The following is a 24,633-nucleotide window of genomic DNA, read 5'->3' on the forward strand; positions in this document are numbered from 1 at the left end:
ACATGATTGCCCTGATCGTCATCAGTTTCTTCGTTGCCGCCTTCGCGGTCCAGCTCTTCATGCGCCGGGCGCGCAGGCACGCACGGCTCTACGGCGCCGACATGCCGCAGCGCTTTCACAAGGGCCACGTGCCGCGCCTGGGCGGTGCGGGCATCCTGATGGGCATGGGGGTGGCCTGGCTGGCGGCGGGCATCACCGGCACCGATCCCTTCAACGTGTCGTGGCCGGTCAAGACCTCGATGCTCACGCTGGTGTGCATCCTGCCCGCGGTGCTCGGCGGCATCGTCGAGGACATGACGCAGAAGGTGAAGGTGCGCTACCGGTTGGGCCTCACCATGGGCTCGGCCCTCCTGGTGTGCTGGCTGCTCGGCCTGGGCGTTGCGCGCACCGGCATCCCGATGGTCGATGGCTGGCTGGCGATGCTGCCGTATGCCACCGTGCTGTTCGCGGCGCTCGCCATCGGCGGCCTGCCGCATGCCTTCAACATCATCGACGGCTACAACGGCCTGGCAGGCACGGTCGCCGTGCTGGTCTGCCTGGCGATCTCGCACGTGGCCCTGCAGGTGGGCGACCGGCAGCTGGCGGCCATGATGGTCTGCCTTGTCGGCGCCACGGTCGGCTTCCTGGTCTGGAACTATCCGCGCGGCAAGATCTTTGCCGGCGACGGCGGCGCCTACGTCTGGGGCATGGTGATCGCCGTGGCCTGCGTGACGCTGGTACAGCGCCACCGCGTGGTGTCGCCCTGGTTCCCGATGCTGCTCCTGATCTACCCGGTGTGGGAGACGCTTTTCTCCATCTACCGCAAGCTCGCGCGCGGCCAGTCGCCCGGCACGGCCGATGCGTTGCACTTCCACCAGCTGATCTTTCGCCGCATCGTGCGCGTGGCGCTGGCGGACGACGAGGCGCGGCAACTGCTGGCGCGCAACAACCGCACCTCGCCTTACCTCTGGATGTTCGCTGCCTTGTCGGTGGTGCCTGCGGTGCTGTTCTGGAACAACACCGTCGTGCTGATGCTGTTCTGCCTGCTGTTCGTCACGACGTACGTGGGTGCGTACCTGATGATCGTCAGGTTCAAGGTCCCGCGCTGGCTGCGGCCTTGAGAGAATTTCCTTTCGTTCCCATCGATCAACGCTTTGGAGCCTGACCGCCCATGACCGACCCCGTCCTCAACATTCCCCCGCGCGACAAGGCCGAGATCCTGGCCCAGGCGCTGCCGTACATCCGCAAGTTCCACGGCAAGACCATCGTCATCAAGTACGGCGGCAACGCCATGACCGATCCGGCCCTGCAGGCCGACTTCGCCGAAGACGTGGTGCTGCTCAAGCTGGTCGGCATGAACCCGGTGGTGGTTCACGGCGGCGGCCCGCAGATCGAGGCCGCGCTGAACAAGCTGGGCAAGAAGGGCAGCTTCATCCAGGGCATGCGCGTGACCGACGCCGAGACCATGGAAGTCGTCGAATGGGTGCTGGCCGGCGAGGTGCAGCAGGACATCGTGGGCCTGATCAACCAGGCCGGCGGCAAGGCCGTGGGCCTGACCGGACGCGACGGCGGCCTGATCCGCGCGCAGAAGCTCAAGCTGGCCGACCGCACCGATCCCAACGTGCAGCACGACGTGGGCCAGGTCGGCGACATCGTCTCCATCGACCCCAGCGTGGTGAAGGCGCTGCAGGACGACGCGTTCATTCCCGTCGTGAGCCCGATCGGCTTCGGCGAGGAGAACGAGAGCTACAACATCAACGCCGACGTCGTCGCCGGCAAGCTCGCGACCGTGCTCAAGGCCGAGAAGCTCATGCTCCTGACCAACACGCCCGGCGTGCTCGACAAGAACGGCAAGCTGCTCACCAACCTGAGCGCGCGCGAAATCGACGACCTGTTCGCCGACGGCACCATCTCGGGCGGCATGCTGCCCAAGATCGAGGGCGCGCTCGACGCGGCCAAGAGCGGTGTGAACGCGGTGCACATCATCGACGGCCGCGTGCCGCACGCGATGCTGCTGGAGATCCTGACCGACCAGGCCTACGGGACGATGATTCGCGCCCGCTGAGCGGGCGGGGGGAGCGCCTGTTGCGCTGTGCGAGAATCAATTGATTACATCTTTGCACGCGCTCCCATGCAGAACGAAGAGACAGCTGCTCCCGGCGTAGAGACCTCAGCGGAAACGCCAGCCACCCCGACGCGCAAGCGTCCGAAACCGGGGGAGCGGCGCGTGCAGATCCTGCAGGCGCTGGCCGCCATGCTGGAGCAGCCCGGCGCCGAGCGGGTCACCACCGCGGCGCTGGCCGCGCGGCTCGAGGTGAGCGAGGCTGCGCTCTACCGTCATTTCGCGAGCAAGGCCCAGATGTTCGAGGGCCTGATCGATTTCATCGAGCAGAGCGTGTTCACCCTGGTGAACCAGATCCTCGAGCGCGAGGGCGCCACCGGCGCCCAGCAAGCCGCGCGCATCCTCACGTTGCTGGTCCAGTTCGCCGAGCGCAATCCGGGCATGACGCGCGTCATGGTCGGCGATGCGCTGGTCTACGAGAACGAGCGCCTGCAGCAGCGCATGAACCAGTTCTTCGACAAGATCGAATCCACGCTGCGCCAGGTGCTGCGCGGCGCAGCCACCGCCGAAGGGTCGGCCACGCCCTCCGTCGATGCGCAGGTGCGCGCCGCCGCGCTCACCGCCTTCGTGGTCGGGCAACTGCAGCGCTTTGCGCGCTCGGGTTTCCGCCGCGCGCCTTCAGAACACCTGGAAGCCACGATCGCCCTGATCGTTTGAAGTGACGGCAAGGCCGGCCGGCTTCCCAGCCGGTCCGCCGCGGCAGCAATGCCGAACTCGACGCGGCCCCTTGCGGCGCGTACGATGAATTCTTCCCTTGCCGCCACGTGATGTCGCGGTGACAAGCCCATTTCGCATGACCTCTGGATCGGAGGTTCGGATGAACGCTTGTCCTTCCCCCAGCCCGCGCGACCGCGGCCATCGACCGCCTGGGGCGCGCCATGCCTGACGGTGCCGCCACCCGCCCGGCTCTTCTTCTGCACACGGTCGCGCTCACCGCGGTCGCCATGGTCGCGTTCGCGGCCAACTCGCTGCTGTGCCGGCTCGCGCTGCAACACGGCGGCATCGACCCCGCCAGCTTCGGCAGCATCCGGCTCGCGTCCGGGGCGATCACGCTGGCGCTCGTCGTGCGGTTCCGGACGCAACCGTCCGCCCCCAGGCGCACCGACTGGCTCTCTGCCGTCATGCTGTTCGCATACGTCGCGTTCTTCTCCTTCGCTTACCTGAGCCTGTCCGCGGGCACGGGCGCGCTGATTCTCTTCGGCGCGGTGCAGCTCACGATGCTGGGCGCGGGCCTGGGCGGCGGCGAGCGCTTCGGTGCGCTTGCGTGGTTCGGCTTTGTCCTCGCGGCAGCCGGACTTGTCTACCTGGTGTCGCCGGGCGTTGCCGCGCCGCCGCTGCTTGGCGCGGTGCTGATGGCAGTGGCGGGCGTGGCATGGGGCGTGTATTCGCTGCGCGGCCGGGGCGTGGCCGACCCGCTGGCCGCGACCGCGCGCAACTTCCTCTGCGCGGTGCCGATGGCTTTCGCATTGAGCCTGGTGTTCGTCAGAGACGCGCACGCCGATGCGCGCGGCATCGCGCTGGCCGTGGTCTCCGGCGCGTTGACGTCGGGGCTCGGCTACGTCGTCTGGTACGCGGCGCTGGGCCGGTTGTCGGCGATGCGGGCGGCCACCGTGCAGCTGTCGGTGCCGCTGTTGGCGGCATTCGGCGGCGTGCTGTTCCTGTCGGAGGCGATCACGCCCCGGCTTGCGGCTGCCTCGGTGGCGATCCTGGGTGGCATCGCGCTCGTGCTGGCGCAGAAGTCGCGCACCGCGCGCCGGTGAACCCTAGGCGACGGCCACGCCCACCTTGGCGCCCGCCGCAACGATCTCTCCCCACGTCGCATCGTCCACCCAGATGCCGTCCTGCCGCCGCGCCGCACGCGCCTTGCGCTCCGGCTCGCCGGCGATCTGCACTTCGTCGAAGCCTTGTCCCGGCGGGCTCTGCCGCAGCCAGTCGATGAACTCGCGCGCCTCCTCGTCGAAGGCCTTCTGCGTTCCGAGCTTCGCCGGATCGATCAGCACCGTCAGCATGCCGTTGAGCACCGAGCGCGCCGTGTCCGCCGGCCGGTGCCAGGTGCCGCCGCCGGTGAGCGCGCCGCCCAGCAGTTCGCAGGCCACCGCCATGCCGTAGCCCTTGTGCTCGCCGAAGGTCATGAGCGCGCCGAAAAGTCCGTTGCCTTGCGGCACGACCACCACGCCCGGGTCGTTGGTCGGCGCGCCGGTCTCGTCGATGAGGTAGCCGTCGGGCACCTGCTCGCCCTTGTTGTGCGCCACGCGCATCTTTCCCTGCGCCACGCGGCTGGTCGCGTAGTCGAGCACGAAGGGTTCCGCGCCCGCGAGCGGCACGCCGATGCAGCACGGGTTGGTGCCGAAGCGCCCGTCACCGCCGCCCCACGGCGCGACCACCGGCCGCGACAGCACGTTCACGAAATGCATCGCCACCAGCCCCTGGGCCGTCGCCATCTCGGCGAAATGCCCGATGCGGCCCAGGTGATGCGCATGCGCGAGCGTGAAGATGCAGCTGCCGTGCTGCTTCGCCCGCGCGATGCCCAGTTCCATCGCCTGCACGCCGACGATCTGGCCGTAGCCGCGCTGGCCGTCCAGGCCCATCAGCGTGCCGATGTCGAGATTGACCTTCACGGACGCATTGGGCTTCAGCCCGCCCTCGGCCACCGCATCGATGTAGCGCGGCAGCATGCCCACGCCATGCGAGTCGTGCCCGCTCAGGTTGGCCAGCACGAGATTGGCGGCTACTTGCTGCGCCTCGGCAGTGCTGCTGCCCGCGGCTTCGAGGATGCGCGCGACGGTGGTTTGCAGGCCGTCGGCCGGCAGTGTTCTGGACATGGATCAGATTCCCTTCGCGTTCAATGTGATGGCGTAGAGCGACGTCGTCGCGCAGATGAAAAGCCGGTTGCGCTTGGGTCCGCCGAAGCAGACATTCGCCACGCGCTCGGGCAGGAGGATCTTGCCGAGCAGCGTGCCGTCGGGGTGGTAGGCGTGCACGCCGTCGAGCGCGCTGGTCCAGATGCGGCCTTCGGTGTCGAGGCGAAAGCCGTCGAACATGCCGCTCGTGCATTCGGCGAACACCTCGCCGCCGCTCAGACTGCGGCCGTCGGCGCCCACCTTGAAGCGGCGCATGTGGCGCGGCCCGTCCTTCAGATGGCTCGCGCCGGTGTCGGCGATGTAGAGCAGCGATTCGTCGGGCGAGAACGCCAGGCCGTTCGGCTTCACGAAGTCGTCGGCCATGCGCTCGACCTCGCCGCTCGCGGGATCGATGCGGTAGACATGGCACGCGCCGATCTCGCTTTCGGCGCGCAGGCCCTCGTAGTCCGAGAGGATGCCGTAGCTCGGGTCGGTGAACCAAACGCCGCCGTCCGAATGCACCACCACGTCGTTGGGTGAGTTCAGCCGCTTGCCCTGCCAGTGCGAGGCCAGCACGGTGATCGATCCGTCGTGCTCGGTGCGCGTCACGCGACGCGTGAGGTGCTCGCAGCTCACGAGCCGGCCTTCGCGATCTACCGTGTGGCCGTTCGTGTTGTTCGACGGTTCCCGGAAGACGCCGACCGTGCCGGTCACCTCGTCGTAGCGCAGCATGCGGTTGTTCGGAATGTCCGACCACAGGAGCGTGCGGTGCGCGCCGAACCACACCGGGCCTTCGCACCAGCGCGCGCCGGTCCAGAGGCGCTCGACGCGCTCGGGGCCGGGGATGCAGGTGTTGAAGCGTGCATCCAGCCGTTCGAAGCCGGTGCCTTCCAGGAAGCCGAAGGGGAGGTCTTGGGGTCGGGCCATGGGTGCGTGTCTTTCCTTGCGTGAGAGGTTGAGGGCGGCTTCAGCGCGTGGGGCGAGCGCTCGCCAGCACGATCACCGCGATGATGATGACGCCGGTCAGCAGCATGCGCAGCCCCGGCCCGGCGCCGACGGCGTTGAGCAGCGCCACCAGCAGGAACATGAACATGGCCGCGCCCCAGATCCCCGGCACGCTGGGCCGTCCGCCCGCCACGGCCGTGCCGCCGATGACGACGACGGCGATGGTCATGAGCAGGTACTCCTGCCCCTGGTCCAGCGAGTTGCCGCCCGAGAAGCCCGCGATCAGCGCGCCCGTGAGGCCCGCGAGGCCGGCGCAGATCACGTAGGCCATGAGCCGCGTGCGCTCCACCTTCAGGCCCGCGAGCTGCGCGGCCCGGCGGTTCTGGCCCACCGCCGCGATCGAACGGCCGAGCACCGTGCGTTCCAGCATCAGGGCCACGAGCACCGTGACGACCAGCGCCCCGATCGCCACCAGCGGAATGCCCAGCACGCGCTGCGACATCAGGTCCGAGAACAGCGCCGGCGGCTTCACCTTGAGGCCGCGCCCCACGTTGATGGCCACCGACATCACGATCAGCGAGGCCGCGAGCGTGGCGATGATCGGCGGAATGCGCAGCAGCCGGATCAGCCCGAAGTTGAAGAGGCCCACTCCAATGCCCACAGCGGTCGCGGCCAGCAGGCCCGGCACCAGCATTGCGTTGCTGCCGTCCATCACGATCATCGCGGCCGCGCCCGAGAGCGCGATGGTCGATGGAATCGAAAGATCCGCATTGCCTGGCCCGACGCTGATCACCAGCATCTGCCCGAGCGACACCAGCACGGTGAACGCCGAGAACGCGAGCGCGGCGGTCAGCAGATCGCCCGATCCTTGGCCGTGGCCGCTCCACACCGTGGCGGCCCAGGCCAGCACCGCGGCCACGCACGAACCCAGCCATGGGCGGTTGCCGGCCAGGCGCTTCCATCGCGGCGCTGCCGCTGTCGTGGTCGGGTGTGTGGCGACGCGTTCGTTGGACGCGCTCATCGTTTGCCTCCGAACAGGTCGATGGCGGCGCGCAGTGCGAGCACGGCCACGAGGATCAGCCCCTGCATGCCCACCTGCCAGTCGGGCGCGATGTTCAGGAAGGTCAGGAACGAGGCCGCCAGCGTCACCGTGAGCGCACCGATGACCGCGCCCACCGGCGCCACCTTGCCGCCCGCGAACTCCGCGCCGCCGAGGATCGCCGCCGCAATCGCCACCAGTGTGTAGCGCGATGCGATGTTGGCATCGGCCGAGGTCGCCTGACCCACCAGCATCAACCCCGAGCAGACGCCGAACACGCCGGCAATCGCATACACGCCGGCGCGCACGCGCACCATGTTCCAGCCCGCACGCGCGATGGCGCCGGGGTTGCCGCCGAGGCCGCGCACCAGCGTGCCGAAGGCGCTGCGCGTGATCAGCAGGTGGCCCACGATGGCCGTGGCGATGGCCATCCAGATCGGCATCGGCAGGAGCGGCGTGCGCCAGCTCATCGCCGAACGCAGCCACTCGGGCGCGGTGCCGCCCGGCGTGGGCAGCAGCAACACCGCGCAGCCGAGCCACACGAACGAGAGTCCGAGCGTCACGACGATGGAGGGCAACTGCCGCGCCTGGATCACCGCGCCCGCGAGCGCATACACGCCCACGGCCGCGACCAGCGCCAGCACAGCCAGCACAGGCTGCTCCGGCATCAGCGTGGCGCCGATGCAGGCCACCAGCGACACGAAGGGGCCGATGGACAGGTCCAGGTCGCTCACCGCGAGGATCATCATCTGCGCGAGCGTCGCGAACATCACCGGGATCGCGAGGTTCAGCAGCAGGTTGATGCCGAAGTAGGACATCGCCCGCGGCTGCTTCAGGAACACCGCCGCGAGCAGCAGCGCCAGCGCCACGGCCGGCAGCAGCGCATGCAGCATCGCCACGCGGCGCGCGGGGCCGCGGTGGTTCGTCAGGGCAACACCCGTCACTGGTGCACCCTTGGCGCTGCGCGCCTTCCCGCCAAGCGGGAGCGAGCTTGCTTGGGGCGGCCCGGCGCGGCGCTCATGCCGCCGCCTCCTCGAATGAAAGTGCCACCACGCGCTCCTCGCTGATGTCGGCGCCGGCCAGTTCGCCGACCACGCGCCCGTTGCTGAAAACATAGACGCGGTCGCAGTGATGCAACTCGTCGAACTCGGTCGTGTACCAGACGAAGGTGCGGCCGCCGCGCGCCTCCTCGCGGATGAGCGCGTACACGTCGCGCTTGGTGCCGACATCGACGCCGCGCATCGGGTCGTCCATCAGGATCACCGGCGCCGTCGAGCCAAGCGCCCGCGCGAACAGCACCTTCTGCTGGTTGCCGCCCGAGAGCGAGCCGATGGGCAGGTCCATGTCGGGCGTGACCAGGCCCAGGCGCTGGCGCCATTGCTGCGCCTGCTGCTGTTCCTGATTCAGGTCGATCAGCGGGCTGCGGGCGCGCAACTGCGCGAGCCAGCCCACCGTCATGTTGCGCGCGATGGACCAGAGCGCGAACACGCCGTCGGTCTGCCGGTCGCCGGCCACGAAGGCGGTGTCGCCCTCGACGCGCATCGCGTCCGTGTTCTTGCGCTGTGAGGCTTCCTGCAGCGCGAGCAGCATCGCGGTCTGCCCGTGCCCGGCCAGTCCCGCGAGGCCGATCACCTCGCCGCGCGCCGCACGCAGGGCGATGCCGCGCTGCGTGGAGGCCTGCACCTGCACCACGTCCTGCACGGTCTGCGTGTGCCCTCCGGCCGTGCGCGTGCGAGCCGCTGCGGCCTGCGGCGCGTCGTTGACAACCGCTTGCCCCATCGCGGAGACCAGCCGCTCGCGGTCGGTCTCGGCGGTCGGCGTGGCCTGCACCACCTGCCCGTCGCGCATCACGACCAGCCGGTCGGTCACCGCGAAGATCTCGCGCAGCTTGTGCGTGATCAGCACGCAGGTCTTGCCCTCGGCCACAAAGCTGCGGATGTAGGCCAGCAGCTGCGCGGCCGCCTGCCCGTCGAGCGAGGAGGTCGGCTCGTCCAGGATCATCAGTTCGAGCGGCTGCGCACCCGGCGTGAATGCGCGCGCCACTTCGACGATCTGGCGCTTGCCGATCGGCAGCTCGCCCACCACGTCGTCGGGGCGCAGGCCGTGGCCTGGAAAGATGCGATCCAGCGTGGCCATCAACTGCGCGCCCGCGCGCTTGCGCCACGCCCATTCGGCCGACTGCGGCTGCGCAATGCGCATGTTCTCCGCGAGCGTGAGGTTGTCGCACAGCGACAGTTCCTGGAACACGCAGCGCAGGCCCCAGCGCCGCGCCTCGCGCAGGCTCCATGCGGCGCCGTCCGCCGGCCGGCCGGCAAAGTGCAGTTCGCCACGGTCGGGTGCCAGCGCGCCGCACAGGATGTTGACCAGCGTGGATTTGCCCGCGCCGTTGTGCCCGACCAGGCCCACGCATTCGCCGCGCCGCAGTTGCAGGTCGACGCCGCGCAGCGCCTGGACGGCGCCGAAGGACCTTGCCGCGCCGCGCGCTTCGACCAGCACCTCGCCGGCGAGGGCTTGCGATGAGACTTGCATCGCCGCTTACTTGGCTTTGGCGATGAAGTCGATCACTTCCTTCTGCGAGTACTCGACATTCACCACGCTGCCGACCTCGGTCTTCTTGACCGCGTCGTCCAGCGTCTCCTGCGTCACCACGCTGATCGGCAGCTTCATCTCCTTGGGCACCTTGGCGCCCGAGAGGATCTGCTGCGCCACCCAGAACGCGAAGGTCGAGGCGCCCGGTGCGATGCTGGCCGACATGGTCTGGTACTTGTTGGCATCGCGCTGTTCCTTCCACCACGCGAGCTCGTCCTGCCGGTTGCCCATGAAGATCACCGGCGTCGGGCGGCCCGCGGCCTTGAAGGCCTGCGCCACGCCGTAGCCGTCGCCGCCCTGCGTGGCGACCGCCGCCACCTGCGGCAGCGTCGAGAGGATGGCCGACACCTCCTTCTGCGCCACGGTCTGCGTCCAGTTGCCGTGCACCGAGCCGACGATCTTGTACTCGGGCCGCTTGGCCACGGCCGCGGTGATGCCCTGGTGGATTTCGTCGTCGACGAACACGCCGGCCAGGCCGCGCACCTCGAGCAGGTTGCCCTTGAGTCCGCGGCTCGCGAAGTAGTCGATCTGCATCGCGCCGAGCTGCTTGAAGTCCACTGCGATGCGATAGGCGCAGGGCTCGGTCACGATGCCGTCGAACGACACCACCACGATGCCCGCGTCGCACGCCTGCTTCACCGCGCCGTTGAGCGCCGTGGGCGAGGCCGCGTTGATCACGATGGCATCGAAGCCCTGCAGGATCATGTTCTGGATCTGCGCGGCCTGCTCGGTGGCCTGGTTCTCCGATGTCGTGAAGCTCGGCGCCTGCGCCACCACGCCCTTGGCGACCGCGTCCTTGGTCACCTTGTCCCAGCTCTTGAGCATGGCCTGGCGCCACGAGTTGCCCGCGAAGTTGTTCGACAGCGCGATCTTCTTGGCCTTGGTGTCGGCCGCATGGGCCGGAAGGTGCAGTGCGGCGGCGCCCAGCACGAGCGCGGCGGCCAGTGCGGTGGATGAGAGTCGGATCTTCTTCATGTGTGTTGTCCTTCGATGACTGAAGCCGCTGTCCCGGTTCCAGCTTGTCTCCTGCGAATGCCACGTGGTGCGATGCCGCGCTGGCCAGAGCGCGGCACCCAGGCGGTGTGGGTTACATGACTGCGCCGACTTGCCAGGGCACGAACTCGTTCTGCCCGTAGCCGTGCTGCTCGCTCTTCGATTGCGCGCCCGAAGCGGTGGCCAGCACCAGTTCGAAGATGCGCTGCCCCATCTCCTGGATCGAGGCCGTGCCGTCGACGATCTCGCCGCAGTTGATGTCCATGTCTTCTTCCTGCCGCTGCCACAGCGCCGAGTTGGTCGCGAGCTTGAGCGAGGGCGAGGGCGCGCAGCCGTAGGCCGAGCCGCGCCCGGTGGTGAAGCAGATGAGGTTCGCGCCGCCGGCCACCTGCCCCGTGGCGCTCACCGGGTCGTAGCCCGGCGTGTCCATGTAGACGAAGCCGTGCGCCGAGACGGGCTCGGCGTATTCGTACACCGCTTCGAGATTGCTGGTGCCGCCCTTGGCGACCGCACCCAGCGACTTTTCGAGGATGGTGGTGAGCCCACCCGCCTTGTTGCCGGGCGAGGGGTTGTTGTTCATCTCGCCTTCGTTGATCTCGGTGTAGTGCTCCCACCACTTAATGCGGTCCACCAGCTTCTGGCCGACTTCGCGCTTCACCGCGCGGCGCGTCAGCAGGTGCTCGGCGCCGTAGACCTCGGGCGTTTCGCTGAGGATGGCCGTGCCGCCGTGCGCCACCAGCAGGTCGACCGCTGCCCCCAGCGCAGGGTTGGCGCTGATGCCCGAGTAGCCGTCCGAGCCGCCGCATTGCAGCCCGATGGTGATGTGCGCCGCGCTGCACGGCTCGCGCTTGACCGCATTGGCGCGCGGCAGCATCTCGTTGATGAGCGCCACGCCTTTTTCGACCGTCTTGCGCGTGCCGCCTGTGTCCTGGATGTTGAAGGTGCGGAAGTTCTCGCCCTCGGCCAGGTGGCCGGTCGCGAGCCAGGCGTTGATCTGGTTGGCCTCGCAACCCAGCCCGACGACCAGCACGCCCGCGAAGTTCGGGTGCGTGGCGTAGCCCGTGAGCGTGCGCGAGAGGACCTGCATGCCCATGCCCTCGGTGTCCATGCCGCAGCCGGTGCCGTGCGTCAGCGCGACGATGCCGTCCACGTTGGGGAATGCTGCGAGCGCCGAAGGGTTGGTCCGGCGCGAGAAATGATCGGCAATGGCGCGAGCGGCCGTGGCCGAGCAGTTCACGCTGGTGAGCACGCCGATGTAGTTGCGCGTGGCCACGCGGCCGTCGGCGCGCTTGATGCCCATGAACGTCGCCTCGCGCTTGGCGGGCGCGGGCTTCACATCGGCACCGAAGGCGTAGTCGCGTTCGAAGTCGCCCTTGTCGGGGCCCATGTCGAGGTTTTGCGTGTGCACGTGCTCGCCGGGCGCGATGGCCTTGCTCGCGAAACCGATGATCTGGTTGTAGCGCCGCACGGGCTCGCCCTGTGCGATGGCGCGCATCGCCACCTTGTGGCCCGGTGGAATGAGGCCGCGCACGGCCACGTTCTCGACGAGCGTGCCGCCCAGGAGTTGCGAGCGCGCGATGACGACGTCGTCGGCGGGATGGAGTCGGATATAGGGAGTCATGGTCAGAAGAACATCTTGGGCAGCCACAGCACGAGCTTGGGCATGTAGGTGATGAGGCCCAGGCTCAGCAGGAGCGGCACGAGCCACGGAAGAATCGCCATCGTCGTGCGCTCGAAGCTCAGCCCCGCCACGCGCGCCAGCACGAAGAGCACCATGCCCATCGGCGGATGCAAGAGGCCGATCATGAGGTTGAGCACCATCACCAAGCCGAAGTGGATCGGGTCCACGCCCAGCTGCGTGGCAATGGGCAGCAGGATCGGCACGAGGATGGTGATGGCGGCGGTCGGCTCCAGGAAGCAGCCCACGAAGAGCATCAGCAGGTTGGCCAGCAGCAGGAAGACCCATGCCTCCTTGGTGAAGCCCAGCACCCAGGCTGCGATGTCGGTGGTGACGCCGGTGGCCGTCAGCATCCAGCCGAAGATCGATGCCGCCGCCACGATGAAGAGCACCGTGCTCGTGGTCTCGACGGTGTCCAGGCACACCTTCACGAACATCTTCCACGAGAGCGTGCGGTACCAGGCGAAGCCCAGGATCATGGCCCACACGCAGGCTGCGATGGCGCCTTCGGTGGGCGTGAAGAGGCCGGTGGTCATGCCGCCGATCAGCAGCACCGGCGTCATGATCGGCAGCAGCGCCTCGAAGCTGAAGATCTTGTCGAGCACGAAGAGCGAGGCCAGCCCTGCGAACACGGTGAGCTGCGGCGGCGTGCCCAGCTTGACCACCAGCAGCCACAGCAGCAGCGGCCAGCCGATCACCACGGCCAACTCCATCAGTGCCTTGAAGAGGCGGGTGCGCGAGAACTTCACGTCCGCGCCCCACTTGTTCTTGTGCGCGTAGTAGGCCACCGTGAGCATCATCAAAACGGCCAGCAGCGCGCCGGGCAGGAGGCCCGCCAGGAACAGCGCGCCCACCGACACGTTGGCCATCATTCCGTAGATCACGAAGGGCAGGCTCGGCGGAATGATCGGCCCCAGCGTGGCCGACGCGGCCGTCACGCCCACGGCGAATTCGGTGGAGTAGCCGTGCTCCTTCATCGCCTTGATCTCGATGGTGCCGAGGCCCGCGGCGTCGGCGATGGCGGTGCCGCTCATGCCCGCGAAGATCACCGAGCCCAGCACGTTCACATGGCCGAGGCCGCCCTTGAGCCAGCCCACCAGCGCGAGCGCGAAGTTGTAGATGCGGGTGGTGATGCCCGCGTTGTTCATCAGGTTGCCGGCGAGGATGAAGAAGGGCACTGCCAGCAGCGGAAAGCTGTCGATGCCGCTCACCATCCGGTGGATCACCACGAAGGGCGGCAGCGTGCTGTCGCTCACCAGGATGTAGACCAGCGAGGCGCCGGCCATGGCGATGGCCACCGGAATGCCGCCGGCCATGAAGAACAGGAAGATGATTTTCAGCATGGGTCTTTTTCTGGGTCGTTGCGGTGCCGGGGTCAGCGGTCGGAGAGCGTCGACTCCGGTTGCTCCAACACGCTGTAGCCGCGCTTCCAGTGAATGCGCAGCACCTGCAGCGAGCGCCACGCCATCGCGGCGAAGCCGAACACGCACAGCGCGTAAACGACGTTCATCGGCAGGTCGACGAGGGTCATGCGCGTCTGGTTGCCGATCTTCATCATCATCTGCAACGTCATGACCACGGCCGCCACGAAGAAGGCGGTGCGCAGCACGTCCACCACCATCGAGAGCATGCGGCCCATGGCACGCGGCATGTGGCGGTAGAAGAAGTCGACCTGGATCTGGTTGTTCTTCGCCACGCCCACCGCCGCGCCGATGAAGACGACGCCGATGAGCAGGTAGCGCGCCACTTCCTCCGTCCAGGCGGCCGAGTCGTTCATCACGTAGCGTGTGACGAACTGGTAGAAGACCGTGAGGCCCAGCACCCAGAAGACGGCCAGCGAGATCCAGCCTTCGGCGATGGTGTCCGACAGGTCGACCACCTCGTCTTCCGCGTGGAAGTGGCCTTCGTCGTCGATGATCTTTTGAGGTTCGCTCATGGCTGGATCACGCGTTCACTTGATCGCCAGGATGCGGTCGTAGTCCTGCTGGCGGTAGCCCTGGTCGGTGGGCTTGGTGGCCTTGAGCACGGCTTCGCGGAACGCGTTCTTGTCGACCGTGATCACGTTGTTGCCCTTCTTCTTGAACTCCTCGACCAGGCGCACTTCGGAGGCGATGATTTCGCGGCCGGTCTTCTCGGCGGCTTCCTGCATCACGTCGGTGAAGATCTTCTTCTCGTCCGCCGAGAGCTTGCCCCAGAGCTGCCCCGAGCAGATCGTGAGCAGCGAATCGACGATGTGGCCGGTGAGCGAAATGTTCTTCTGCACCTCGAAGAACTTCTTGGCCTCGATGGTGGGCAGCGGGTTCTCCTGCGCATCGACCGTGTTGTTCTGCAGCGCGAGGTACACCTCGGCGAAGGCGATCGGCGTCGGGTTGGCGCCCAGCGCCTTCGGGAAGGCGAGGTAGGCCGGCGCGTCGGGCACGCGGATCTTCAGGCCCTTCATGTCCTCGGGCTTGCTCACCGGGCGCGCGGCGCTCGATGTCACGTGGCGCGCACCGTAGTAGCTGAGCGCGGTGATGTGGTTGCCGCTCTTGTCGTCGTAGCCCTTGGCGAGCTCGTTGAACACGTCGCTCTTGGCGTACTTCAGCTGGTGCTCCGCGTCGCGGAAGATGAACGGAAAGTACGAGATCGCCAGCGGCGTGTAGGTGCGCCCCGCGAAGCTCGCGCCCGACAGGATGATGTCGACCGTGCCGAGCGTCAGGCCCTGGTTGATGTCGGCTTCCTTGCCGAGCGTGGAGGCCGGAAACACCTGGATGTCGTACTTGCCGTTGGTGCGCTTCTTGATCTCTTCCGCTGCCCACACCGAATACTTGTGGAACGGCTCGGAGGTCTCGTAGACGTGAGCCCACTTGAGCTTGGTCTGCGCCGAGGCGATGCCCGGAAGGCCCACCACACCGGCTGCGAGGGCGCAGGCGGCGAGCGCCTTGAGGGCGGTGCGTTTGCTGTTCTTGCTGTCTCTGATCATGTGGCTTGTCTCCGTTGTAGTAGTTGGCAGAAATGCTGGCGAGGAATCAGGAAGGCTTCGCGCGTCGCCAGCTCGCGCTGAATCGTTGGTGCGACTTGTCCATGTGCGCATGCATCGCGGCACGCGCGCCCTCTGCGTCGTGGGCGGCCACCGCATCGCGGATGGCCTCGTGCTCGACGATGGCCGAGCGCCAGGAAGGCACGTTCTCGAAATAGCCGCCCAACCGCGTGAAGATCGGGCCCTTGCGCGAGTCCCAGAAGTTCTGCACCGTCTCCACGAGCACCGTGTTGCCGCTGGCATTGACGATGGCGAGGTGGAAGGCGCGGTCGCCCTCCAGCGGCATCACGTTGCGGTCGGCCATCTCGCGCATGACTTCGATGGCACGCGACATCGCATCGACATCCTTGCGCTTGCCCGCGGCGGCGGCGATGGCGGCCGTTTCGCCCTCGATCACGCGGCGCGCCCGGATCAGCTCCAGCGGGCCCCACTCGGTGGGCGCGACCGGTGCCGGGGCGCGGTGCGAGCGGTCGAGCACGTACACACCGGAGCCGGTGCGCACCTCGACCCAGCCCTCGACCTCGAGCGCGATCAGCGCCTCGCGCACCGAGGGGCGGCTCACGCCCAGCTGCTTGGCGAGGTCGCGTTCGGCGGAGAGACGGGCGCCCACGGCGAACTCGCCCTTGGCGATCAGCGCGCGCAGCTGATCGGCGATCTGGCGATAGAGGCGCTGGGGTTCGACGGTCTGGAGGGGCACGAGGGGGCGGATGAACGAACGGGGTTTAAGGGTTGTCCTGAATTGGACAAGTGGTAAGGCCAATTCAGAATACGATGTGTCGCCCGTGTCACCCATCGGGCCAAACCCGAATTGGAGACAGACACCATGCGATTGAAGGGAAAGACTGCGCTCGTCACTGCGGCCGGCCAGGGCATCGGCCACGCCAGCGTGATGGCGCTCGCCGCCGAGGGCGCCCAGGTCTGGGCCACCGACGTCAACGAGAAGCTGCTGGAGCGCTATGCCGGCGTCGCGAACGTCACGGCCGTGAAGCTCGACGTGCTCGACAAGGCCGCCATCGGCGCGCTGTTCGCGAAGCTGCCCGCGCTCGACGTGCTCTTCAACTGCGCGGGCGTAGTGCACAACGGCACCATCGAGCATGCGAGCGACGACGACCTGGCCTTCGCCTTCTCGCTCAACGTGCGCGCGCAGATGTGGACCATCCAGGCGGTGCTGCCCGGCATGCTGAAGGCCGGGCGCGGCAGCATCATCAACATGGCGAGCGTGTGCTCCAGCATGAAGGGCCTGCCCAACCGGTTCGTCTACGGCACCACCAAGGCCGCGGTGCTCGGCCTCACCAAGAGCGTGGCCGCCGACTACGTGACCAAGGGCATCCGCTGCAATGCGGTGTGTCCGGGCACGGTCGACACGCCGTCGCTCGGCGACCGCATCAACGCCAACGCCGATCCCGAGGAAGCCCGCAAGGCCTTCATCGCGCGCCAGCCGATGGGCCGGCTCGCGCAGGCCGAAGAAATCGCGCCCGTGGTCGTGTTCCTCGCGAGCGACGAATCGATCTTCGCCACCGGCCAGTTCTTCACCGTCGACGGCGGCATCACGATATGAACCAGCTCGACTTCACCGGCCGGCACGCGGTCATCACCGGCGGCGCCACGGGCCTGGGCTTCGGCATCGCGCAGCGGCTGGTGGCGTCGGGTGGCAGCGTCACGTTGTGGGACCGCGACGAGTCGGCCGCGAACCAGGCCGCCGAGGCGCTGGGCGACAAGGCCTTCGCGCTGAAGGTCGATGTGTCGCAGCAGCCTTCGGTCGCCAAGGCCGTGGCCGCCACGCTCGCGCATGCGGGGCGCATCGACGCGCTGGTCAACAGCGCCGGCATCACCGGTCCCAACGTCAAGCTGTGGGACTACCCGGTGGACGACTGGCGCCAGGTGATGGAGGTCAACATCAACGGCGTGTTCCTCTGCTGCCGCGAAGTGGTGGGGCAGATGCGCAAGCAGGGCTATGGCCGCATCGTCAACATCGCCTCGGTCGCCGGCAAGGAAGGCAACCCCAACGCCAGCGCCTACAGCGCGAGCAAGGCCGCTGTCATCGGAATCACCAAGTCGCTCGGCAAGGAACTGGCCGACACCGGCATCCGCGTGAACTGCGTGACGCCCGCGGCGGTGAAGACCGCGATCTTCGACCAGATGACGCCCGAGCACATCGCGTTCATGTTGTCGAAAATCCCCATGGGCCGGTTCGGCACCGTGGAAGAGGTGGCCGCGATGGTCGGCTGGCTCTGCACCGAAGACTGTTCTTTTTCCACCGGCGCGGTCTTCGACCTCTCCGGTGGCCGCTCCACTTATTGATCGTTCAATGCACTGAAAGGAAAGCATGAAACTCGTCCGCTATGGCAACCCCGGCAAGGAGAAGCCCGGCCTCATCGACGCCGAAGGCAAGCTGCGCGACCTGAGCGCCGTCGTCAAGGACATCGGTCCCGACCAGCTCGGCGATGCCGCCATCGCCAAGCTGCGCAAGGTGAAGCTCGACAAGCTGCCGCTGGTCAAGGGCAAGCCGCGCTTCGGAAGCCCGGTCGCCAACGTCGGCAAGTTCATCGCCATCGGCCTGAACTACGCGGACCACGCGGCCGAATCGGGCCTGCCGGTGCCCAAGGAACCCGTGGTCTTCATGAAGGCCACGAGCTGCATCCAGGGCCCGAACGATCCGGTGATGCTGCCCAAGGGCTCGGTCAAGACCGACTGGGAAGTCGAACTCGGCGTGGTCATCGGCACGCAGGCGCGCTACGTTTCGCAGAAGAGCGCGCTCGACTACGTGGCCGGCTACTGCACCATCAACGACGTGAGCGAACGCGAATACCAGATCGAGCGCGGCGGCACCTGGGACAAGGGCAAGGGCTGCGACACCTTCGGCCCGCTCGGCCCGTGGCTCGTGACGCGCGATGAAATCGAGAACCCCCAAAAGCTCTCGATGTGGCTCGACCTGAACGGCCAGCGCGTGCAGACCGGCAGCACCAAGACCATGATCTTCACGGTCGCCAAGATCGTGAGCTACGTGAGCCAGTTCATGACGCTGATGCCCGGCGACGTGATCACCACCGGCACGCCGCCCGGCGTCGGCATGGGCATGAAGCCGCCGCTGTTCCTGAAGAAGGGCGACGTGATCACGCTGGGCATCGAAGGCCTGGGCGAACAACGCCAGGAAGTGATTCCCTTCAAGCTCTGATCCCTGCGATCATCCGGCGGATGAAAGCGCCGCCGGACCATCATCGATCGCAGGTGTTCGGCACGCCCTGGGAGGGCGTGCACGGCACCGCGATCGAGAGTGCCCGCCACTACGGCCGGCACTGGCATTCCACCTACGGATTGGGCCTGCTGGAGCACGGCGCGCAGCGCTCGGCCAGCGGACGAGGCAAGGTCGATGCGTATGCCGGCGACCTGATCGCCACCAACCCCGGTGAAGTGCACGACGGCCAGCCGCTCGGCGGGCCGTCGCGCCGTTGGCGCATGGTGTATTTCGATGCCGATGTGATGGCTGCCATGAACGGTGACATGGCTGGCGATGTGGCGTTGACGCGCCCCGTCATCCAGGATGCAAGGCTCGGCGACACGCTGCGCCGCCTGTTCATCCGTCTCGACGATTGGCGCATTGCGACACCCGATGCACGCTGCGCCGAATCACTCGCTTGCGACGAGGCACTGGCCGAAGTCTGCGGCCTGCTGCGCGACAACCATTCCACCGCCGCACCTTCGCGCGAAGCATCCGCCGATGTGAAGCAGGTGCGCAACCGCCTCGCCGACGAACTGCTCGCGCCGCCCACGCTCGCCGAACTCGCGGCGATGACGGGGCTCAGCACCTACCAGGTGCTGCGACGCTTCGAGAAAGCGTATGGCGTGCCCCCGCACGCATGGCTCGTGCTGCAGCGCAGCGAACGCGCACGCCACCTGATCCGCCACGGCGCCGGTCTCGCAGAGGCTGCGGCGGCCAGCGGCTTCTCCGATCAGAGCCACATGACGCGCATCTTCACGCGCCAGTTCGGCTTCACCCCCGGTGCCTGGCAGCGCGGTCTTCGGTTTTAAATGTCCCATTGACAGAACATTGAAACTGCAAAAACATCAAAGGCATGTCGCAAATGCCTTTGCCGAAGTACCACCAGATCTATCTGGTCCTGCGTGAGCAGTTGCACGAGGGGCGCTTTGCGGAAGGCCTGCCCGGCGAACTCGCGCTCATGGCGCAGTTCGGCGTGGCGCGCGTCACGGTGCGCCGCGCACTCGAACAGCTTTCGTCCGAAGGGCTGATCGCACGCAACCCCGGCCGCCGCACGCGCGCGCTGCCACCACCGGCTGCCGGTGAACAGCCGGGCGCGAAGAACCTGGAGCGCGCCAACCTGCGCGGCCTGCTCGAGAACCTCGTCACCATGGGCCTGCACACCTCGGTGAAGGTGATCGAGGTCGCGACCATCACCGCTTCCACGCAGGTGGCCGAGGCGCTGCAACTGCAGCTTGGCGATGCGGTGCAGAAGGCGGTGCGCGTGCGCTCCACCAAGGAAGGCCCGCTCTCGCACATCACCACGTACGTGCCCGACACGATCGCACGCCGCTTCGGCCGCCGCGAGCTCTCGAAGAAGCCCATCCTCGTGCTGCTGGAGGAGTCGGGCGTGAAGGTGGGCCGCGCGCACCAGACGATCTCCGCGCGCCTGGCCGACAACGTGCTTGCGCAGCACCTCGACGTGTCGGTCGGCTCGGCCCTGCTCGCGGTGCGCCGCCTCATCTACGACGAAGACGAGCGGCCCGTGCAGTGGCTGCACGGCTTCTACCGCCCCGATCGCTACACCTACGAAATGCAGCTCTCCCGCGTGGGCAGCATCGACGCGAAGGTGTGGGTCAGTAAAGACGTGTCAGCCCAGTTCAACTGAAGAGAAAAAGGAAAGCCCACCATGCAGAACCGCCGCAGTTTCGTGTCGCAGTCCGCCGCCCTGGCGACTGCCGTTGCCTTCCCGCTCGTGGCCGGCGCGCAGCCCAAGGCCGTCAAGGTCGGCGTGCTGCATCCGGTCACCGGTGCGCTCGCCTACTCGGGGCAGCAGTGCCGCCTCGGTGCGCTGATGGCCATCGAGGACATCAACGCCGCGGGCGGTATCAAGTCGCTCGGCGGCGCGAAGCTCGAAGCGCTGCTGGGCGATGCGCAGTCGCAGCCGCAGGCGGGCGCCGCCGAGGTCGAGAAGATGAACGAAGCCGGCGTCTCGGCCATCGTGGGCGCGTATGCGTCGGCCATTTGCCTGGCGACCACGCAGGCCGCGGCCAAGTACAACCTGCCGCACGTGGTCGACGTGGGCGTGGCCGACCAGATCGTGGAGCGCGGCCTGAAGAACACCTTCCGCTTCGGCCCCGGCTACAAGAAGTCGACCGAGGTGGCCATGGCCAACCTGCTGGTGCTGAACAAGGCCGCGGGCAACCCGGCCAAGACGGTGATGATCATTCACGAGGAGTCGCTCTTCGGCGCCGGCACCGCGCAACTGCTCTCGCGCGAACTGCCGGGCTACGGCTTCGAGGTGAAGGAGGTGGTGAAGCACGCGAACCCCACGCGCGACTTCAACAACATCGTGCTGCGCATGAAGTCGATCAACCCCGACATCGTGATCCCGGCCAACTACTACAACGAGTACGCGCTCCTGGTGCGCACCATGCAGCAGCAGAAGGTGGTGCCCAAGGCGATCTTCTCGGTGCTGGGCGGTGCCGCGTCGAGCTACAAGTTCGTGAAGGAATTTCCGGACGCGGCCAACGGCATCATCGACTGCAACCACTGGTTCAACCCCAAGGACAAGCGCGCGCAGGACCTGCGCAAGCGCGTGGAAGCCAAGGGCCAGTTCTTCAGCTACGAGGTCTTCATGACCTACGCCTCGATGTGGCTCTTGGCCGATGCGCTGGAGCGTGCGAAGTCCACGGAACGCGCAGCCATCATCGATGCGCTGGAGAAGAGCACCTTCTCGAACCACTTCATGCCCTACGGCCCGACCAAGTTCGTCAACGGCCAGAACGAAGGCGCGCAGCCGCTCATGACGCAGGTGGTGAAGAACGACATCAAGGTCATCATCCCGCGCGACTACCGCGAAGTGGATCCGGTGTTCCCGCTGCGCGCGGCCTGAGGCGGAAGGCGGGATGTTCGATTTCGGCATTCTTTTCCCGTCGGTCCTGAACGGGCTGACGACGGGCGCGGTGTACGCACTGATCGCGCTGGGGCTCACGCTGATCTACGGCGTCCTGCACATCATCAACTTCGCACATGGCGCCAGCCTGATGCTGGCGCTGTACGCGGTGTACTTCCTGAAAGAGAAGCTGGGCATCGACCCGTACCTCGCGCTGCCCATCGTCGTGCTCGGCATGTTCGCGCTCGGCTATGCGCTGCAGCGCGTGGTCATCAACCGCGCGGGCCACGGCAAGGACGAGAACATCCTGCTCGCCACGCTCGGCATCGCCATCGTCATGGAGAACCTTGCGTTGCTCTTCTTCAAGTCCGACACGCGCAACATCGACACCGCCTATTCGCTGAGCACCGTCGCGATCGGCCCCGCGATGATCGCGGTGCCCAAGCTCGTGGCCTTCGCGGGTGCGCTCGTGGTCTCGGGCATCCTGTTCTGGATCATGGGCCGCACCGACCTGGGCCGCGCGATCCGCGCGGTCGCCAAGGAGAAGGAGGGTGCCAAGCTCATGGGCATCGACGTGGACCATGTCTACGCGATGAGTTTCGGCATCGGCCTCGCATGCCTGGGCGCCGCCGCTTGCTTCCTGCTGCCGGCGTACTACGTCAATCCGCAGGTGGGCGGCGGCTTCGTGCTGGTGGCCTTCACCATCGTCGTGCTCGGCGGCATGGGCAGCTTCGTGGGCGCGCTGATCGGCGGCTTTCTCGTCGGCATCGTCGAATCGCTCGGCGGTCTTTATCTCGGTGAATCGCTCGGGCAGATCGGCATCTTCGCGATCTTCATCGGTGTCGTGCTCTTCAGGCCGCAGGGCATGTTCGGGGCCAAGGCATGAAGGGGAGCACCAAACAACTCGCGGGCATCGCGCTCTTCGCGGTGCTGGTCGCGTGCGTGCCGTTCGTCACCAAGTCGGGCGTCACGCTCAACTTCGTGATGATGGCGCTCTACGCCACGCTCATCGCACAGGCCTGGAACATCCTCGGCGGCTTCGGCGGTCAGTTCTCGTTCGGGCATGCGCTGTTCTTCGGCACCGGCGCGTACATCCAGGCGATCGCGCAACTGCAGGGCGGCATCAACGCCTGGGTCGCGCTGCCGCTGGCCATCGTCGGTGCGGCGCTGGTCGGGCTCTTCATGGGTGCGCTCACCTTCCGCTACGGCCTCAAGGGCTCGTACTTCGCGCTGGTCACCTTGGCCTTCGCCGAGGTGTTCCGCATCCTCGCGCTGTCGGTCGATTTCACGGGCGGCGGGGTCGGGCTCATGGTGCCGCTGCGCGAATCGGTGGGCAACCTGCAGTTCTCTTCGCGTGCGGGCTATCTGTGGGTCGTGCTCGCGATGGTGGTCACGGCGCTGCTGGTCACCTGGTGGCTGCGCAACGGCCGCTTCGGCGCGTACCTGCAGGCGGTGCGCGACAACGAAGACGCCGCGCGCGCCGTCGGCGTCAACCCGTTCCGCGTGAAGCTCGGAGCCATCGGCCTGTCGGCCGCCTTCATGGGCGCGGCGGGCGCGTTCTACGTGCAGGTGTTCCAGTACATCGACGCGGGCATCGCCTACGGCCCGGCTGTGTCGATCGAGGCGCTGGTCGCGGCCATCGTCGGCGGCATGGGAACGATGTGGGGCCCGGTGCTCGGCGCGGTCGTGCTGCATGTGCTGTCGGATCTCACACGCAATCTCTTCGGCGAACTGCCGGGCATCAACATGGTGATCTACGGCACGGTGCTCGTGCTCATCGTCATCTTCGTGCCGCGCGGCATCGCGGGCATCGGGCTGTCGGTGCGGCAGTTGTGGAAGCCGAAGGGAGGCCGCAATGACTGAAGCGCTTCTGGCCATCGACGGCCTCTCGCGCTCCTTCGGCGGCCTGAAGGCCGTGCAGAACGTGAGCCTCTCGGTGCGCGAGGGCAGCCTGAGCGCGCTGATCGGCCCCAACGGCGCGGGCAAGACCACGCTGTTCGCGCTGATGTCGGGCTTCTTGAAGCCCGATAGCGGCACCGTGCGCTTCGCGGGCGAGGACATCACCGGCCGCGAGCCGCACCGCAACGCCGCGCTCGGCATGACCCGCACCTTCCAGATCGTGAAGCCCTTCGCCGCGCAGACGGTGCGCGAGAACATCGCGGTCGGCGCGCACCTGCATGTGCGCGGCCGCGCCGAGGCGCTGTGGAACGCCGAGGCCGTCGCGCTGCGCGTGGGCCTCGCGCCGCAGCTCGACAAGCCCGCGTCTGACCTCACCGTGGCCGGCCGCAAGCGCCTCGAACTGGCGCGCGCGCTTGCGACGAAGCCGCGCCTGTTGCTGCTGGACGAAGTGCTCGCAGGCCTCAATCCGCAGGAGATCGCCGAGATGATGCCGGTGGTGCGCGGCATCGCCGACAGCGGCGTCACGGTGCTGATGATCGAGCACGTGATGCAAGCCGTGATGAACCTCGCCGAGCATGTGTGGGTGCTCGCGCAGGGGCAGTTGATTGCCGAAGGCAGCCCCGCGCAAGTGACCTCCGACGACCTGGTCGTCGAAGCCTATCTGGGTCATGGCACCGCGGCGCGGCTGCGCAAGGCCGCATCGGGAGTTGAGGCATGAGCGCGTTGTTGGAGATTCAAGGCTTGCGCGGCGGCTACGGCCGCGTCGAGGTGCTGCGCGGTGTCGACCTCACGGTGAACGCGGGCGAGATGGTCGCGCTGCTCGGCAGCAACGGCGCGGGCAAGTCCACGCTCAACAAGATGGTCTGCGGCCTCTGTCCCGCCTGGGGCGGCACGGTGCGCTTCGACGGCAAGGACCTGAGCGGCGCGCACTACCGCGACGTGGTGAAGGCCGGCCTCATCCAGGTGCCCGAAGGGCGCAAGGTGTTTCCCAACCTGAGCGTGCTGGAGAACCTGGAGCTCGGCTCCTTCACCCGCGCCCGCGAGCGGCGCGCAGCCAACGTCGAGAAGATGTTCCACATCTTCCCGCGGCTGCGCGAGCGCATGGCGCAGCACGCCGGCACGATGAGCGGCGGCGAGCAGCAGATGCTGGCCATCGCGCGCGGCCTCATGGCCGAGCCGGTGCTGCTGATCCTCGACGAACCCTCGCTCGGCCTCTCGCCGCTGCTGGTCGAAGAGATGTTCGCGCTGATCCGCGAGCTGCGCGACGGCGGCCTCGCCGTGATGCTCGTCGAGCAGAACGTGGGCCAGTCGCTGGAGATCGCCGACCGCGCCTATGTGCTGGAGAACGGCAGCGTGCGCTTCTCGGGCCTTCCCGCCGAATTGCTCGGCAGCGACGAACTGCGGCGCGCCTACCTGGGGCTCTGACTCCCGCGAACCG

General features: G+C 67.5%; 25 protein-coding genes. 14 read left to right on the plus strand and 11 right to left on the minus strand.

Going from position 1 to position 24,633, the window contains the following annotated elements; translation table 11 throughout:
* Nucleotides 1-2 precede the first annotated feature (2 nt).
* The 4 genes from QF040_RS29165 (at nt 3) to QF040_RS29180 (ending at nt 3,861) form a co-directional block, all read left to right on the plus strand.
* The gene (locus QF040_RS29165) at nt 3-1,100 is read left to right on the plus strand and encodes a glycosyltransferase family 4 protein (protein WP_429613859.1); all 1,098 of its coding nucleotides are present in this window, start codon (nt 3-5) and stop codon (nt 1,098-1,100) included.
* 50 nt (nt 1,101-1,150) lie between these two features.
* Nucleotides 1,151-2,044 (plus strand): acetylglutamate kinase, encoded by an 894-nt coding sequence (gene argB / locus QF040_RS29170; protein ID WP_013539261.1) that lies wholly within the window; start codon nt 1,151-1,153, stop codon nt 2,042-2,044.
* Between the two features lie 66 nt (nt 2,045-2,110).
* On the plus strand, nt 2,111-2,758 hold the full coding sequence (gene slmA / locus QF040_RS29175) for a nucleoid occlusion factor SlmA (protein ID WP_306880539.1): 648 nt from the start codon (nt 2,111-2,113) through the stop codon (nt 2,756-2,758).
* A gap of 221 nt (nt 2,759-2,979) precedes the next feature.
* A complete protein-coding gene (locus QF040_RS29180) occupies nt 2,980-3,861 on the plus strand; it encodes a DMT family transporter (RefSeq protein ID WP_429613860.1) in 882 nt (293 codons plus the stop codon).
* A gap of 3 nt (nt 3,862-3,864) precedes the next feature.
* Here QF040_RS29180 and QF040_RS29185 read toward each other — a convergent pair whose 3' ends face one another.
* The 11 genes from QF040_RS29185 to QF040_RS29235 all read right to left on the minus strand — a co-directional run bounded on the left by QF040_RS29185 (nt 3,865) and on the right by QF040_RS29235 (nt 15,901).
* Nucleotides 3,865-4,923, minus strand: a complete 1,059-nt coding sequence (locus QF040_RS29185) for a malate/lactate/ureidoglycolate dehydrogenase (protein ID WP_429613861.1) — start codon at nt 4,921-4,923, stop codon at nt 3,865-3,867.
* Nucleotides 4,924-4,926: 3 nt separating this feature from the next.
* Nucleotides 4,927-5,868, minus strand: a complete 942-nt coding sequence (locus tag QF040_RS29190) for an SMP-30/gluconolactonase/LRE family protein (protein ID WP_429613862.1) — start codon at nt 5,866-5,868, stop codon at nt 4,927-4,929.
* Between the two features lie 40 nt (nt 5,869-5,908).
* Nucleotides 5,909-6,907: an ABC transporter permease gene (locus QF040_RS29195; protein ID WP_429613863.1), complete on the minus strand. Its 999-nt coding sequence runs from the start codon at nt 6,905-6,907 to the stop codon at nt 5,909-5,911.
* A complete protein-coding gene (locus QF040_RS29200; protein WP_429614710.1) occupies nt 6,904-7,818 on the minus strand; it encodes an ABC transporter permease in 915 nt (304 codons plus the stop codon). Before QF040_RS29200 ends, QF040_RS29195 begins: the two co-directional genes overlap by 4 nt.
* A 124-nt stretch (nt 7,819-7,942) precedes the next feature.
* Entirely contained in the window at nt 7,943-9,454 is a 1,512-nt protein-coding gene (locus QF040_RS29205; protein WP_429613864.1) for a sugar ABC transporter ATP-binding protein, read from the minus strand.
* A 6-nt stretch (nt 9,455-9,460) separates the two neighbouring features.
* The gene (locus QF040_RS29210; protein WP_307646580.1) at nt 9,461-10,489 is read right to left on the minus strand and encodes an ABC transporter substrate-binding protein; all 1,029 of its coding nucleotides are present in this window, start codon (nt 10,487-10,489) and stop codon (nt 9,461-9,463) included.
* A gap of 112 nt (nt 10,490-10,601) precedes the next feature.
* A complete protein-coding gene (locus QF040_RS29215; protein WP_307601892.1) occupies nt 10,602-12,128 on the minus strand; it encodes a UxaA family hydrolase in 1,527 nt (508 codons plus the stop codon).
* A 2-nt stretch (nt 12,129-12,130) separates the two neighbouring features.
* Complete coding sequence (locus QF040_RS29220) at nt 12,131-13,528, minus strand: TRAP transporter large permease (protein ID WP_013539270.1); 1,398 nt, start codon at nt 13,526-13,528, stop codon at nt 12,131-12,133.
* Nucleotides 13,529-13,560: 32 nt separating this feature from the next.
* A complete protein-coding gene (locus QF040_RS29225; protein WP_429613865.1) occupies nt 13,561-14,121 on the minus strand; it encodes a TRAP transporter small permease in 561 nt (186 codons plus the stop codon).
* Nucleotides 14,122-14,136: 15 nt separating this feature from the next.
* A complete protein-coding gene (locus tag QF040_RS29230) occupies nt 14,137-15,147 on the minus strand; it encodes a sialic acid TRAP transporter substrate-binding protein SiaP (protein ID WP_307646578.1) in 1,011 nt (336 codons plus the stop codon).
* 46 nt (nt 15,148-15,193) lie between these two features.
* Entirely contained in the window at nt 15,194-15,901 is a 708-nt protein-coding gene (locus QF040_RS29235) for a FadR/GntR family transcriptional regulator (RefSeq protein ID WP_429613866.1), read from the minus strand.
* A 126-nt stretch (nt 15,902-16,027) separates the two neighbouring features.
* Between QF040_RS29235 and QF040_RS29240 the strand changes: the two genes are divergently transcribed.
* From QF040_RS29240 to QF040_RS29285, 10 genes are read left to right on the plus strand one after another with little or no spacing between them, the layout of a single operon-like run.
* On the plus strand, nt 16,028-16,762 hold the full coding sequence (locus tag QF040_RS29240; RefSeq protein ID WP_429613867.1) for an SDR family oxidoreductase: 735 nt from the start codon (nt 16,028-16,030) through the stop codon (nt 16,760-16,762).
* Complete coding sequence (locus tag QF040_RS29245) at nt 16,759-17,505, plus strand: SDR family NAD(P)-dependent oxidoreductase (RefSeq protein ID WP_429613868.1); 747 nt, start codon at nt 16,759-16,761, stop codon at nt 17,503-17,505. Before QF040_RS29240 ends, QF040_RS29245 begins: the two co-directional genes overlap by 4 nt.
* Nucleotides 17,506-17,530: 25 nt before the next feature.
* Nucleotides 17,531-18,379 carry a fumarylacetoacetate hydrolase family protein gene (locus QF040_RS29250; protein WP_429613869.1) on the plus strand — a complete coding sequence of 283 codons (849 nt, stop codon included), beginning with the start codon at nt 17,531-17,533 and terminating at the stop codon, nt 18,377-18,379.
* A gap of 20 nt (nt 18,380-18,399) precedes the next feature.
* Nucleotides 18,400-19,233, plus strand: a complete 834-nt coding sequence (locus QF040_RS29255; protein WP_429613870.1) for an AraC family transcriptional regulator — start codon at nt 18,400-18,402, stop codon at nt 19,231-19,233.
* 53 nt (nt 19,234-19,286) lie between these two features.
* Nucleotides 19,287-20,069 carry a GntR family transcriptional regulator gene (locus QF040_RS29260; RefSeq protein ID WP_429613871.1) on the plus strand — a complete coding sequence of 261 codons (783 nt, stop codon included), beginning with the start codon at nt 19,287-19,289 and terminating at the stop codon, nt 20,067-20,069.
* A 21-nt stretch (nt 20,070-20,090) separates the two neighbouring features.
* Entirely contained in the window at nt 20,091-21,296 is a 1,206-nt protein-coding gene (locus QF040_RS29265; protein WP_306880522.1) for an ABC transporter substrate-binding protein, read from the plus strand.
* A 13-nt stretch (nt 21,297-21,309) separates the two neighbouring features.
* Complete coding sequence (locus QF040_RS29270; protein WP_206177136.1) at nt 21,310-22,182, plus strand: branched-chain amino acid ABC transporter permease; 873 nt, start codon at nt 21,310-21,312, stop codon at nt 22,180-22,182.
* A complete protein-coding gene (locus QF040_RS29275; RefSeq protein ID WP_429613872.1) occupies nt 22,179-23,159 on the plus strand; it encodes a branched-chain amino acid ABC transporter permease in 981 nt (326 codons plus the stop codon). Before QF040_RS29270 ends, QF040_RS29275 begins: the two co-directional genes overlap by 4 nt.
* Nucleotides 23,152-23,913: an ABC transporter ATP-binding protein gene (locus QF040_RS29280; protein WP_429613873.1), complete on the plus strand. Its 762-nt coding sequence runs from the start codon at nt 23,152-23,154 to the stop codon at nt 23,911-23,913. The genes QF040_RS29275 and QF040_RS29280 overlap by 8 nt, the downstream gene beginning before the upstream one ends.
* Nucleotides 23,910-24,620: an ABC transporter ATP-binding protein gene (locus tag QF040_RS29285; RefSeq protein WP_429613874.1), complete on the plus strand. Its 711-nt coding sequence runs from the start codon at nt 23,910-23,912 to the stop codon at nt 24,618-24,620. Before QF040_RS29280 ends, QF040_RS29285 begins: the two co-directional genes overlap by 4 nt.
* Nucleotides 24,621-24,633 lie beyond the last annotated feature (13 nt).

This window comes from Variovorax sp. W2I14 (assembly GCF_050435205.1).
Classification (GTDB): Bacteria; Pseudomonadota; Gammaproteobacteria; order Burkholderiales; family Burkholderiaceae_C; genus Variovorax; species Variovorax paradoxus_C.

What these genes read in the sequence shown, in the direction of transcription:
- QF040_RS29165 (WP_429613859.1), top strand. Translation starts at nt 3, where the DNA reads ATGATTGCCCTGATCGTCATCAGTTTCTTCGTTGCCGCCTTCGCGGTC.
- argB (WP_013539261.1), top strand. Translation starts at nt 1,151, where the DNA reads ATGACCGACCCCGTCCTCAACATTCCCCCGCGCGACAAGGCCGAGATC.
- slmA (WP_306880539.1), top strand. Translation starts at nt 2,111, where the DNA reads ATGCAGAACGAAGAGACAGCTGCTCCCGGCGTAGAGACCTCAGCGGAA.
- QF040_RS29180 (WP_429613860.1), top strand. Translation starts at nt 2,980, where the DNA reads ATGCCTGACGGTGCCGCCACCCGCCCGGCTCTTCTTCTGCACACGGTC.
- QF040_RS29185 (WP_429613861.1), bottom strand. Translation starts at nt 4,923, where the DNA reads ATGTCCAGAACACTGCCGGCCGACGGCCTGCAAACCACCGTCGCGCGC.
- QF040_RS29190 (WP_429613862.1), bottom strand. Translation starts at nt 5,868, where the DNA reads ATGGCCCGACCCCAAGACCTCCCCTTCGGCTTCCTGGAAGGCACCGGC.
- QF040_RS29195 (WP_429613863.1), bottom strand. Translation starts at nt 6,907, where the DNA reads ATGAGCGCGTCCAACGAACGCGTCGCCACACACCCGACCACGACAGCG.
- QF040_RS29200 (WP_429614710.1), bottom strand. Translation starts at nt 7,818, where the DNA reads ATGCTGCATGCGCTGCTGCCGGCCGTGGCGCTGGCGCTGCTGCTCGCG.
- QF040_RS29205 (WP_429613864.1), bottom strand. Translation starts at nt 9,454, where the DNA reads ATGCAAGTCTCATCGCAAGCCCTCGCCGGCGAGGTGCTGGTCGAAGCG.
- QF040_RS29210 (WP_307646580.1), bottom strand. Translation starts at nt 10,489, where the DNA reads ATGAAGAAGATCCGACTCTCATCCACCGCACTGGCCGCCGCGCTCGTG.
- QF040_RS29215 (WP_307601892.1), bottom strand. Translation starts at nt 12,128, where the DNA reads ATGACTCCCTATATCCGACTCCATCCCGCCGACGACGTCGTCATCGCG.
- QF040_RS29220 (WP_013539270.1), bottom strand. Translation starts at nt 13,528, where the DNA reads ATGCTGAAAATCATCTTCCTGTTCTTCATGGCCGGCGGCATTCCGGTG.
- QF040_RS29225 (WP_429613865.1), bottom strand. Translation starts at nt 14,121, where the DNA reads ATGAGCGAACCTCAAAAGATCATCGACGACGAAGGCCACTTCCACGCG.
- QF040_RS29230 (WP_307646578.1), bottom strand. Translation starts at nt 15,147, where the DNA reads ATGATCAGAGACAGCAAGAACAGCAAACGCACCGCCCTCAAGGCGCTC.
- QF040_RS29240 (WP_429613867.1), top strand. Translation starts at nt 16,028, where the DNA reads ATGCGATTGAAGGGAAAGACTGCGCTCGTCACTGCGGCCGGCCAGGGC.
- QF040_RS29245 (WP_429613868.1), top strand. Translation starts at nt 16,759, where the DNA reads ATGAACCAGCTCGACTTCACCGGCCGGCACGCGGTCATCACCGGCGGC.
- QF040_RS29250 (WP_429613869.1), top strand. Translation starts at nt 17,531, where the DNA reads ATGAAACTCGTCCGCTATGGCAACCCCGGCAAGGAGAAGCCCGGCCTC.
- QF040_RS29255 (WP_429613870.1), top strand. Translation starts at nt 18,400, where the DNA reads ATGAAAGCGCCGCCGGACCATCATCGATCGCAGGTGTTCGGCACGCCC.
- QF040_RS29260 (WP_429613871.1), top strand. Translation starts at nt 19,287, where the DNA reads ATGCCTTTGCCGAAGTACCACCAGATCTATCTGGTCCTGCGTGAGCAG.
- QF040_RS29265 (WP_306880522.1), top strand. Translation starts at nt 20,091, where the DNA reads ATGCAGAACCGCCGCAGTTTCGTGTCGCAGTCCGCCGCCCTGGCGACT.
- QF040_RS29270 (WP_206177136.1), top strand. Translation starts at nt 21,310, where the DNA reads ATGTTCGATTTCGGCATTCTTTTCCCGTCGGTCCTGAACGGGCTGACG.
- QF040_RS29275 (WP_429613872.1), top strand. Translation starts at nt 22,179, where the DNA reads ATGAAGGGGAGCACCAAACAACTCGCGGGCATCGCGCTCTTCGCGGTG.
- QF040_RS29280 (WP_429613873.1), top strand. Translation starts at nt 23,152, where the DNA reads ATGACTGAAGCGCTTCTGGCCATCGACGGCCTCTCGCGCTCCTTCGGC.
- QF040_RS29285 (WP_429613874.1), top strand. Translation starts at nt 23,910, where the DNA reads ATGAGCGCGTTGTTGGAGATTCAAGGCTTGCGCGGCGGCTACGGCCGC.